The organism is Pseudoalteromonas sp. BSi20652 (genome assembly GCF_000239855.1).
Classification (GTDB): domain Bacteria; phylum Pseudomonadota; class Gammaproteobacteria; order Enterobacterales; family Alteromonadaceae; genus Pseudoalteromonas.
Map to the genome: position 1 here is coordinate 1 of NZ_BADT01000020.1, position 9,327 is coordinate 9,327.

16 protein-coding genes are annotated in these 9,327 nt (G+C 43.2%); 1 reads left to right on the forward strand and 15 read right to left on the reverse strand.

Annotated elements, in window-relative coordinates; genetic code table 11:
* From P20652_RS17250 to P20652_RS15720, 15 genes are all read right to left on the reverse strand, one after another.
* On the reverse strand, positions 1–290 hold a 290-nt coding region (locus P20652_RS17250; RefSeq protein WP_050548186.1), incomplete at its 3' end, for a hypothetical protein.
* Positions 287–640: a hypothetical protein gene (locus P20652_RS19465; RefSeq protein WP_008165817.1), complete on the reverse strand. Its 354-nt coding sequence runs from the start codon at positions 638–640 to the stop codon at positions 287–289. The genes P20652_RS19465 and P20652_RS17250, both read right to left, overlap by 4 nt.
* Complete coding sequence (locus tag P20652_RS15780) at positions 640–1,056, reverse strand: Mor transcription activator family protein (protein ID WP_008165819.1); 417 nt, start codon at positions 1,054–1,056, stop codon at positions 640–642. The genes P20652_RS19465 and P20652_RS15780 overlap by 1 nt, the downstream gene beginning before the upstream one ends.
* Complete coding sequence (locus tag P20652_RS15775) at positions 1,053–1,397, reverse strand: hypothetical protein (protein WP_008165821.1); 345 nt, start codon at positions 1,395–1,397, stop codon at positions 1,053–1,055. Before P20652_RS15775 ends, P20652_RS15780 begins: the two co-directional genes overlap by 4 nt.
* Positions 1,394–1,891, reverse strand: coding sequence for a hypothetical protein (locus tag P20652_RS15770; RefSeq protein ID WP_033016963.1), 498 nt, complete (start codon positions 1,889–1,891; stop codon positions 1,394–1,396). The genes P20652_RS15775 and P20652_RS15770 overlap by 4 nt, the downstream gene beginning before the upstream one ends.
* A complete protein-coding gene (locus P20652_RS15765) occupies positions 1,863–2,474 on the reverse strand; it encodes a gp16 family protein (protein ID WP_008165824.1) in 612 nt (203 codons plus the stop codon). The genes P20652_RS15770 and P20652_RS15765 overlap by 29 nt, the downstream gene beginning before the upstream one ends.
* The gene (locus P20652_RS15760; protein ID WP_008165826.1) at positions 2,467–2,646 is read right to left on the reverse strand and encodes a hypothetical protein; all 180 of its coding nucleotides are present in this window, start codon (positions 2,644–2,646) and stop codon (positions 2,467–2,469) included. Before P20652_RS15760 ends, P20652_RS15765 begins: the two co-directional genes overlap by 8 nt.
* A gap of 97 nt (positions 2,647–2,743) precedes the next feature.
* Positions 2,744–2,926, reverse strand: coding sequence for a hypothetical protein (locus P20652_RS15755; protein ID WP_002960355.1), 183 nt, complete (start codon positions 2,924–2,926; stop codon positions 2,744–2,746).
* Positions 2,927–2,936: 10 nt separating this feature from the next.
* Positions 2,937–3,539: a DUF3164 family protein gene (locus tag P20652_RS15750; RefSeq protein ID WP_008165829.1), complete on the reverse strand. Its 603-nt coding sequence runs from the start codon at positions 3,537–3,539 to the stop codon at positions 2,937–2,939.
* A gap of 6 nt (positions 3,540–3,545) precedes the next feature.
* Positions 3,546–3,752, reverse strand: a complete 207-nt coding sequence (locus P20652_RS15745; protein ID WP_002960351.1) for a hypothetical protein — start codon at positions 3,750–3,752, stop codon at positions 3,546–3,548.
* A 2-nt stretch (positions 3,753–3,754) separates the two neighbouring features.
* On the reverse strand, positions 3,755–4,087 hold the full coding sequence (locus P20652_RS15740; RefSeq protein WP_008165831.1) for a LacI family DNA-binding transcriptional regulator: 333 nt from the start codon (positions 4,085–4,087) through the stop codon (positions 3,755–3,757).
* Complete coding sequence (locus P20652_RS15735) at positions 4,071–4,676, reverse strand: hypothetical protein (RefSeq protein WP_008165833.1); 606 nt, start codon at positions 4,674–4,676, stop codon at positions 4,071–4,073. Before P20652_RS15735 ends, P20652_RS15740 begins: the two co-directional genes overlap by 17 nt.
* Before the next feature lie 10 nt (positions 4,677–4,686).
* The gene (locus tag P20652_RS15730; RefSeq protein ID WP_008165836.1) at positions 4,687–5,394 is read right to left on the reverse strand and encodes an AAA family ATPase; all 708 of its coding nucleotides are present in this window, start codon (positions 5,392–5,394) and stop codon (positions 4,687–4,689) included.
* A gap of 11 nt (positions 5,395–5,405) precedes the next feature.
* Entirely contained in the window at positions 5,406–7,619 is a 2,214-nt protein-coding gene (locus P20652_RS15725) for a DDE-type integrase/transposase/recombinase (protein ID WP_237707088.1), read from the reverse strand.
* Complete coding sequence (locus tag P20652_RS15720; RefSeq protein ID WP_008165840.1) at positions 7,616–7,885, reverse strand: helix-turn-helix domain-containing protein; 270 nt, start codon at positions 7,883–7,885, stop codon at positions 7,616–7,618. The genes P20652_RS15725 and P20652_RS15720 overlap by 4 nt, the downstream gene beginning before the upstream one ends.
* 290 nt (positions 7,886–8,175) lie before the next feature.
* Between P20652_RS15720 and P20652_RS15715 the strand changes: the two genes are divergently transcribed.
* A complete protein-coding gene (locus tag P20652_RS15715) occupies positions 8,176–8,802 on the forward strand; it encodes a helix-turn-helix domain-containing protein (protein WP_008165842.1) in 627 nt (208 codons plus the stop codon).
* Positions 8,803–9,327: the final 525 nt, after the last annotated feature.

The following is a 9,327-nucleotide window of genomic DNA, read 5'->3' on the forward strand; positions in this document are numbered from 1 at the left end:
TTTTTTATGGTTAAAATTTGCGGCCTTGTAAGCATTGCTGGCCGCTTAAATAAAAGCGCTCTGCATTGCAGGTCTTCTATACTGGCTGTTCTGCCATTGATTGATACTACTTTTAAGCCACCGCTTTGGTCTTTACTTTCTATTGTTTTGTAGCCCTCTTGTTCTTTAATGTTTTTTAACCAGCTGGCTGCACGATTAGTTGATACACCAAACACCTGAGCTAAGGTAAGTGAGTTGTAAAACTGCTGGGTTTGTAGCATTTTTTCAGCGGCGTTTATTGTGCTGCTCATTGGCTTAGCTCCTTTACTTTTTGTTGTAGTTCGGTAATGCCTTGTAATAACTTGTTTGGGTGGTGAATAAGCATAAACTCTAAATCGCCTGCTTTTACGCTTTCAAGGGCTGCGGGAGTTTTAACTATAAGCGGTGCGCCTACTTCGTCTATGAATTTGTTTTCGTCTTGCATAACATGCAGCTGTATTTGTATGTCGGTGTGCTGTTCTAGCAGTGTGCCCAGTAGTACGTAGTTGTTTGGGTACTTGCCCTCTAACATATCAACTATTAGTGTATCTACGTACTCTACGGCCTCGGCTGCTATGTTAACTGCTTCGCTCATTGGCGCTTTACTCATGGTGTTGCTCATTAAAATAGTCTCCGTTGGCGGCGTTCGGTTTCTACAATGCGTTGGTGCTGGATTATTTCAGCTATACGGCGCTCTGTTAGTTTAAATTTATTGGCAAGCTGTTCGATGTTGTTGCCTTTGTATTCTTGCCATATTTGTATATCGCGCAGGGCTGCTTTTAGGCGTTGGTCGGTGGGTATGTATACGTCGCGACCGCCAAAGTAATGGCCTATTGCTAGTGTTATGGCTTCGCCTACCCCTTGCGGGTTGTTTACGCTAGCTTTGGTTAGCTGCGATTCGATAAGCAGTGCAAGTGATTGCAGGTTGCTAGGCCAGCGTTTACGTACTTCGGCTGCATCCTCAGTAGATAGCTTGCTTAGGCAGTCTTGCAGCTGCTCTACGCTTTCGCCAAACAGCTCTGATTGTTGTTCGCTCATAAACCACCTCGGTTATATCTCATTGTTAAAAATGAAAGTTCATTATTAAAATCGTTGAGTTCATCACGGGTTGAGTTTTCAGCATCAAAAACTTTTATTGGGTCTTTTTTCATTAATTTGAGTGCGGCTTTTTCTTGGTTCGCTAGTTCATCAAATTCGTTCACTCTTTTTTCAAACTCGCCCGCTCGCAGCATTTCATTGGCTTTAAGCCTTACCTCTGAAATTTTTGAGGATGCATTTATAAAGTCCTCTGATAACTGGGCGGCCTTTTGAGCTTTAAGCGTTAAACGCTTTTGCTCTTTTTCTAATGCTTGTAATACAAGCTTTTGGCCTAACCTCATTTGTCCTCCTTATTTACTTTTGCGCCGTAGCGGCTCATTTGTTCTAAATAGGCTTGGTGGTTTTGTTGCTCACTCATTTCTAAGCCCTGGCGTTTTACTTCCATACTGCGGCTACGCTGTGCTGCGGTTGGCTGCACTATTTGCTCTAGTGAGGTGGTGAGCACTTGTTTTAAGTAGTTATGGTTTGCAAGCGGCTTGATGTTTGGCTGGCCTACTCGCTTTGCCATGATTGAATTGGTGGTTTGCTCCATAGCGTGGCCCAGTGCCGCTACGTTCTCGGTTAGGGCAAGTACTTCATGGGCTAGCTTTACTGCACGTGTGGCGCTTAAGTCCTGCTTTGCTGGGCGAAACAGGGCTAAGTAACCGACCAATGCCTGGGCTGTGCGTTTGTTGATGCTGGCTACGATGCTTAATAGCTCTTTGCCTGCGTCGTCTTGCACTAGCTGGTCTAGGCTTAGATGGCTTTTACACACGGGGCAACGGGTTAATTTCATTGGTGCTGATCTCAAATATGTTGCATACGGCTGGGTATGATTTATGGGGTACGGTGCTAAGCGGTATAGGCCGTGCGTAAGTTTGGCCTGATACAAGGCAGTTAAATGCTTCGTACGCTTGCATGTTGTTTGCTTTTAAATGGTTTAGCATTTCGCGTTTATGCCATTTTTTAAGCGGCTCTAGCACTTGTATGGCTTGCGTGAGCGTTAAAAACTGGGTGTGGTAGCTCACGTTTGCGCCTACCTTGGCACGATTTAGCATGCGGTTTACGTAGGCATCTAGGGCGGTTTCTGAGCCATCGCGCACAAAGCTTTGTTTGTGCATGGTGATCCAAATTGCGCGTATCTTGTTTATTTCGCCTAATTGCTTTGGTGACGATTTAGGGCTTAAACGGCGTTTAGCCTTTGTTTTAAACCCTGCTTTTTTAAAGTGTTCTAACACTTTGTTTAGCTCGGGTAGGCTCATTTGGCTGCATGAGGTTTTGCCCGCTGCGCCAAGTAATGCGGCGCGGTAGGTGTCGTCGTCTAGCCCTAACTGCCCTTTGGCTATGTGTATAAGCTGTATTAGCTTTGCTTTAGTCATTTTTAAACTCTTCTAGCTGCGCACGTAGGCTTAAATAGCTTTGACCTATGTCGTTGGCTTCTTGGTTTGTAAATATGCTGGTGTCTACTGCTAGCTTGTGTGAGCACTCTAAAAACTTAACGAGTGCAACAAGCTGTTTTAGTTCTAATGTGGGCTGTATTAATAGGGCCATGTGACCTCCTTTTGTTGCTTTATTTTTATCAAAATGCTTTTTGTTTTTAGTAAAGCACTTTGATAAAAAGCCGCATCCGTGCGCGCTTTTTGGTTACTTAATTAGGCTTTGTGGTTGGGCCTAATGTTGTTGGGTTTACACTTACCAGTTGGCTTTGCACTACAAAGGTGATGTTTTGAAATACAAAGTTAATACTTACTGGTTCTTTACTTTGCGCTACCTGGTTTACGATGTTTTGTAGCTCGCTGTGTTCGCTTACTTGAATTGTTATGCCTTCCATGAATTGCTCCTTATAGCTTTGCTATGTCGAGTGATATAGCGTGTTCGTGCTCGCCTACGGTTTCGTAAAAACGAATAAAGCGGGTTGAGTCCATTACCAGTATTGAGTCGGCTATAATGTCCATTGCACGCTGCCATTTGCCGCTGTCGTCGCTGATTTTAAGGCGGCGTAGCCCTAGCACTTTTTGCACTGATACTTTGCCTTTTTTGTCGGTGGCAAAGGTTTGTTCGATGATGAGTTTTAGGTTTTCGTTTGCGCCCTCGCTCCATTCGTTTAGGCACTCGTCTATTAGCTCTTTTGCTACTAATAGCTCGGGGCCAAGCTCTATGCTTTCTTGCACTTGCAAGGTTACTTTTTGCTTATGATCAAAACTGCGTAGGGTGACGTTGCCTTTTGTGCCACCTAGTTCTACTGCGTACTCTTGCGCTAATAAGCCTATGAATGCGTCAAACTCGCTCATTTGCTGCTTTTTAAACTCAGCTAATGCTTTGCTTTGCTCTTTGGCTTTAGCTATGGCCGTTTGCACAAATTCGTGGCGAATTATGTCGGCTGGGCGTATAGCTTTAACTGGCACCTGGTGGCCTTTTTGATTAATTAAAAATTCTTGTGGCATAGTGGTTTATCCTTCTATAAACATGACAATTTGGCCGTGTAATTTGGCTGGGCGAACTTGTCGCGTTCGCCCGTTTTTTGTTTCGGTTATTACGGGTAAATGTGCTGGGGCTTGGCCTGCCACTTCAATTACATGGCGGCTAAATCCTTGGTGTGTGTCTAGGATTTGTAACCCTTGTTTTTGTAACTCTTTTAGTGCGTTGCGTAGTTGCATGGTTATTTACTCCCGCATAGTTTTGAGTATGGGCAACCGTTACGACAGGCTCTATAAAGCGCTACGCGTACATGGTTGGTTGCTGCGAACTTTCTGTTTTGATGTTCTAGGCATACGTTCAGCGGTATTTCGTCCAAGATTGGGCAAGTTACTGTTGATGCCATAAATACACCCTCTACACGCTGCTGTATTACGTGTGTAGAGGCTTTGTATTTGTCGTTTACTACTTGGCTTACTGTGGCTTTACTTACGCCTAGTTTTTCGGCAACGCTGCGCATGCCTTGCTTTGCTACTTCGTCTTTTAAGACGTGTAGCCAATTAGTTGTTGAAGTCATGCGCTTCTCCCAGTGTGACGGGCGCTATTTTTACGGTTTTACGTTGCACGGCGTTAAACTCAACTAGCTCGTTTGTGTTTGGGTCAAATACGCCTGTTGCTTTTGGGATCGGGCGTTTAGGACCGGTATTTTTAAGCATGCGGTAAATGGTTGCCTCTCCTGCTCGCTCAATGACTGAGCCTGTTCGTGGGGCTGATTTGACAACAAATATGTACCCTACTTTTTTTAAAATTGAGATATATGAACGCGCTGAGGCTACCGATATATCGGCGGTGCTAGCCACTTGTCCTGCGTCAAATTCATTTAGGATTCGCATTGATTGCCACATGCGCTGTCTCCCTGAGTTTTTTTGCTTTGCATCACTGTTATTGACTTGTTTAAACGGCTTGTATTCTGCGTTTATAACGGTGTAAGTGATGTGCTCGTAATCAACATGCTCGGCTATTGCTTTTGCTGCTACTAGGCGCTTTGCAAAGGCTTTTAAACTGTCGAGCGTTGTGTGCTCTATGGCATTGCGCACTTGTTGCAATGAGAATGTTTTTAAGATTCTCATTGCTTGCCATGCGTCTTTTAGTTGTGGGCGGCTCACTAATTTCTCCTTACGCTTTTTTAAGGAAAAATTCTTTATTGCCCCACTGTTGTAGGTCGATGCTCGTTAACCCATTCGCCAGTGCAAAGGCTTCTATTTTTGATAGTCCTGTGATGATGCGACGCACCTCGCCGTCGGTGTCGCTAAGCAGCTGACTTAGTAGGTCATCTTGTATTGTGAGCGTTGGTTCTATGACTGCATTGACGATAATTTGCAGGTCTTCGCGCTGGGTTGGCTGAAACTCTAACCATTCTGATATACGGTTATAAAATTGACGGTGACGTTGTAATTTACGGCGTACTGATTCCATGCCAATAAGTACTACTGGGCAGTTGGTTAGGTCGTGAATGTCGCGCACAATTTCGAGTGTGTTTTTGTCGTTTAGTAGGTAGTCGGCTTCATCTATAAACAGTGGGCGATTGTGGATTGCCATGTGCTCAATGATGTAGTTAAGCATGGCTTCACGAGTGTAAATATCAGGGCCACTTAGTTCTTTAACTATTTGACGTAACAACTGCGCTAATGTCATGCCCGATGTAGCACGAATGTAGATGCCGTCGCAGCGGTTAACCAACCATGCTGTTGCGGTGGTTTTACCAAGACCTGGATCGCCGTAAATAAGGCCAATACCTGGCACGCCATGAGCGCGCTGGTTTAGCGCTTCTACCATCATTTGTGTGGCTACTACGTTGCTTACGATTGCTATTTTAGTTTTCATGGTTTTTCCTTTTACTGGTTATGTAATTTTGTGGTTGCAGCGGGTGCTGGGTTCATGTCGTTTAGTAGGTCGTCTAGGCGCTTTGATGTGGCGCGATTGTTTTGCTCCCACGTGTTTAGCCATAGCGCGTCTACATCACTTAACTGATTTTCTAAGCGCTGCTTTTTATGGAACATGGCTTTACTTTGCGGGTTGTCGAATAGCGGTGTTGGGTTTACGTTTGCTACTGCTGTTTCTTCATCCAACTGCTTACGACGTTTTTCAAACTCGCTTAATTGCTCGTCGCTAAAGCCAACTGCTGGCTTGCTGTCTAGCGCTTTTATTGCTGATTGCGTTATGACGTTGGTGTGTTCAACCGACTGTTTAGGCAGTGTTGAAAGTGCTTTATTTTGGGTTGTGTAATGCCCTAACACTTCGTTTGCTATGTCTGATACGTTGACACTTTTAGCGGTCTTTTTAAGCTCTTTTAGCTTGCGCGATGTTTCGGCAGATTGGCTGCGTTTTGCATGGTGCGCGACATCCTGGCGTGTCATGCCCGCAGACTCTATTTCGTGGTCTACCGCGATACAAATAAACTCGTTATTTATGCGGTTAAACACGTAAATACGGCCAACGTTTTTAGGGTCCCATTTACATAGCACTTCATCGCCTACGATTGCGCCTAGCTCTGGTGCTATATAGAACCCGCCACTTAGTTTTATGCCTTCTTTGCCTACCATGCGTAAACCGCGATTTGATGGTATTGGCTGTAGCATTACATCAAGCAAACGCTCGTCTTTGATCACTTTGATTTGGTCGCGGCTTGCTGCGAATAAATCGAATGGTGTTTTATTACCAACGTTGCTATGCGGTTTGTGGTGGTAGCGGTTTTCTATCCAGTTATCTACGAACTCTTGCAACTGCTGCGCGGTCATGTTGATTTCGATAGCTGACTTATCGCCGCCTTGCTTTGCTAATAGGCGTTGTGCAAACGTTTTGCGTGCTTCGATTGCTTGGCGTTCTGACACGTTGTGACCGATGTAACCGGTTAACAGCTCGGCTATGTCGTGCGAGAACGTTTTGAAAAAGCGCTCTATGTATGGCTTTTCTTCACCTGAAAACGGGCGTGTTGTTTCGTGCTTTATGTCGAGCGCGTCGAACACACTTTTTATTTGTATTGAGGTGTAGTCTTTACCGTTATCGGTGCGGGCTATTTCGGGTATGCCCCAATCGAGTATTGCTTTACGGATAACTAAACAAATACCGGTGCTGTCACTGGTTGGGTGAATAACGACTTTTGCGCGGCGGCTAAATACGTCGATAATTCCGATTAGTGAGTGGCGGCCATCGGTTAGCATTACGTCTGATGGGGTTGAATCGAACTCCCATAATTGGTTAAGACGTTTTACGTTTTCGTCCATTTTACCCATGGCGCTCATATACTTGTTTTTCCAAGCGTCTGGGTTTGCCATTTTGGTATAAAGTGCGCTGTTTTCGCGCTTCCAACGTGTTAACCAATCACGAATTGTGGTTTCAGCTGGTAGTGCTTTACCAACTTGGTAAAAACGAGCAATTAAACCCTCTTTTATTTGGGTGGCTTTTACGTGTGGGTATTGGTAGATCATGGCTATGCAAAAATCGGCTAGCTCTTTGTCTGAGTCGATGATTGATTTGCCGCTACGCTTAGGCTTTAAAGCTAGCCCTGCTATACCTTTTTCAGCTACGGTTTTTTGCCAGCGTATTAATGTAATGCGCGATACTGATGGAATTAAGCTTCTGTATTCTACAGGTACGTCGATTAGACCTTTGTTGTAGCGTTCGCTATATAGGTCAAACCCTGCAACTTTGGCTAGGTTGTTCGCACTTACAAAGCTTTCTGCCTCTTTTAGAACCCAGCATTTCGCACTTGCCTTGGGTGGAATACTTTCCAGTGCCGCAAGCTGCTTTAGGTTTTGGTCTTTAAGCTCTGTTATTACAGAGTTTTTAAGGCGATCAGTTTGCTCATTTACACTTAAATATGATTTGCCGCTGTGTGCTGCTGGGCTGTTTGTTTCTTTGATTAGGGCCTCTTTAACTTGCACACCAATGTGTGCAGGAAGATCAGCAAGTGCATATTTGCGCACTTTTCCGCCTCTACCTTTAACCTCTGTAAAAGGCCAGTTTTCATTTTTAGCTCTTATCTGAATACTGCGCTTATTGACAAGCATATAACCAGCTATTTGGTGTGCTGTGTATAGTTCCATCATTCACCCCTTTTGAGCTTACGACGCCCAGCCTTGCGGTTAGGCTTGCCGTCAATACCATAGCGATCAGGCCATATCTCACGGGCACTTACGCCAAGCGTTTCAGCTATGATCTTTTCAGCTGCGGGGTACGGTCTGTGTAATGCGTTTTGCACTGCATTCGACTCATAACCCCGACTAAATGAGAGCTGGCGACATGACCAACCCTCGGTTTCTAACGCTGACTTTATTTCAGTTACCGTCCAACCTGGACTTTCTAACTCATCCATATAATGCACCTTAACGTGTGTATTTTGTGTTCATGCACACAAAGATACGCACGCATAAATGTGAATGCAACATTTATTTGCACACGTTGATGTGCAAATAAATCAAACAATTGATTTAACTAATAATTTATTTTTTGGTTGCTTGTATTTGATGGATCGCACTTCGCGCTTCTAAGTGCGAAAGGATCGCGGTTAGGAAAACAGCGGGATTTTAATTTTTATTTTGCATGCACTCGCTTGTGTGATTAAATATAATTATATCCATCATCCGAACAGAGCAATTGAGCGTTATGGCTAAATTCAATAAATATCTAAAAGCGCTAAGAGAACGGGTGTTCTTAGATATAGGCACGGTTGCCGAGCGCACGGGGGTGCATAGAAATACTCAATCTAAATACGAAGATAGTCGCGATCCTCCATTTGATTACTTAGTTGAGTTTGCGGCATTGGTTGATGTGCCGTTAGATCAGATGTTAATTAAGCGCTTAGAAGACTCTAAAGCTTCTGATGACGCCATCAGCAAGGCGTTAAAGGCTTTAAAGCCAGGTGATAGAGGCTACTACGAAATCAAATCAGCTAATGAACCAAATATGACTTACAACGCAGTAAGTGAACTGATGCAAGTAAAAATCACTGAGGCTTCACACAAGCTTATACCCCTTGGGGCAACTATTTTTATCAGTACAAACTCAAAATCTATTGATGCAAATAGCATGTATGCGTTTCTAAACCCGATGAACGGTGAGCACTTCGCTGCAAAGATGGTACTGACAGCAACAAAGCTTAAATTGGTATTTGATAGCACTGAACGTAAAGATCTAGTCTTTAACGTTGAAGGTGGCGAAACAGAATCGCGTTATATTTTAAAAACTTTGGGACTTCTAGGTAAGATTATAAAAGCTGAGCTGATTTTTTGATTTATCTATTTAAGCCGTGTTTATCACGGTTTCGCGCTTTACATTATCATTTTTTCGCACTTTTTAAGATCGCACTTAATTTTACTTAAACTGGGCTTAAACCCTTATTTCTCCCGCGTTTTCCCATCTATTCTTATCTATTCCCTATTTATCATTTAGATCTGTTAGTTACAGATTAATCCAATTATTTAATAGTGTAAAATGTTCAATAAACCCTGCAAGTTATTGATTGCACTATTTTTGAACAAGTAATCCATTACTGACAAATAACGACCGAATTAAACCTGTTTTAGGTAGGCATCCATTATTATTTTAAAAATATCTCAATGTTGATTTAAAACATGGAGGTATTTTACGAATAATAAAGCGAAAATTATTAATAACCCAAAGCTCGTTTTTATTATTTACGCGGAATTTTTAATAACAAAGCAGGTTAACATTGTGTTTTATTTACTCAACACGCAAAAATAATCAAAACAACATGTGATTTACTGTGTGTTACTTGCCAACTAAATCCCTAAAAAA

Excerpts from the sequence above, each read along its gene's own strand:
- P20652_RS19465 (WP_008165817.1), bottom strand. The coding sequence starts at position 640 with ATGAGCAACACCATGAGTAAAGCGCCAATGAGCGAAGCAGTTAACATA.
- P20652_RS15725 (WP_237707088.1), bottom strand. The coding sequence starts at position 7,619 with ATGATGGAACTATACACAGCACACCAAATAGCTGGTTATATGCTTGTC.
- P20652_RS15740 (WP_008165831.1), bottom strand. The coding sequence starts at position 4,087 with ATGACTTCAACAACTAATTGGCTACACGTCTTAAAAGACGAAGTAGCA.
- P20652_RS15730 (WP_008165836.1), bottom strand. The coding sequence starts at position 5,394 with ATGAAAACTAAAATAGCAATCGTAAGCAACGTAGTAGCCACACAAATG.
- P20652_RS15755 (WP_002960355.1), bottom strand. The coding sequence starts at position 2,926 with ATGGAAGGCATAACAATTCAAGTAAGCGAACACAGCGAGCTACAAAAC.
- P20652_RS15770 (WP_033016963.1), bottom strand. The coding sequence starts at position 1,891 with ATGAAATTAACCCGTTGCCCCGTGTGTAAAAGCCATCTAAGCCTAGAC.
- P20652_RS15720 (WP_008165840.1), bottom strand. The coding sequence starts at position 7,885 with ATGGATGAGTTAGAAAGTCCAGGTTGGACGGTAACTGAAATAAAGTCA.
- P20652_RS15745 (WP_002960351.1), bottom strand. The coding sequence starts at position 3,752 with ATGCAACTACGCAACGCACTAAAAGAGTTACAAAAACAAGGGTTACAA.
- P20652_RS15775 (WP_008165821.1), bottom strand. The coding sequence starts at position 1,397 with ATGAGGTTAGGCCAAAAGCTTGTATTACAAGCATTAGAAAAAGAGCAA.
- P20652_RS15715 (WP_008165842.1), top strand. The coding sequence starts at position 8,176 with ATGGCTAAATTCAATAAATATCTAAAAGCGCTAAGAGAACGGGTGTTC.
- P20652_RS15760 (WP_008165826.1), bottom strand. The coding sequence starts at position 2,646 with ATGGCCCTATTAATACAGCCCACATTAGAACTAAAACAGCTTGTTGCA.
- P20652_RS15765 (WP_008165824.1), bottom strand. The coding sequence starts at position 2,474 with ATGACTAAAGCAAAGCTAATACAGCTTATACACATAGCCAAAGGGCAG.
- P20652_RS15780 (WP_008165819.1), bottom strand. The coding sequence starts at position 1,056 with ATGAGCGAACAACAATCAGAGCTGTTTGGCGAAAGCGTAGAGCAGCTG.
- P20652_RS15750 (WP_008165829.1), bottom strand. The coding sequence starts at position 3,539 with ATGCCACAAGAATTTTTAATTAATCAAAAAGGCCACCAGGTGCCAGTT.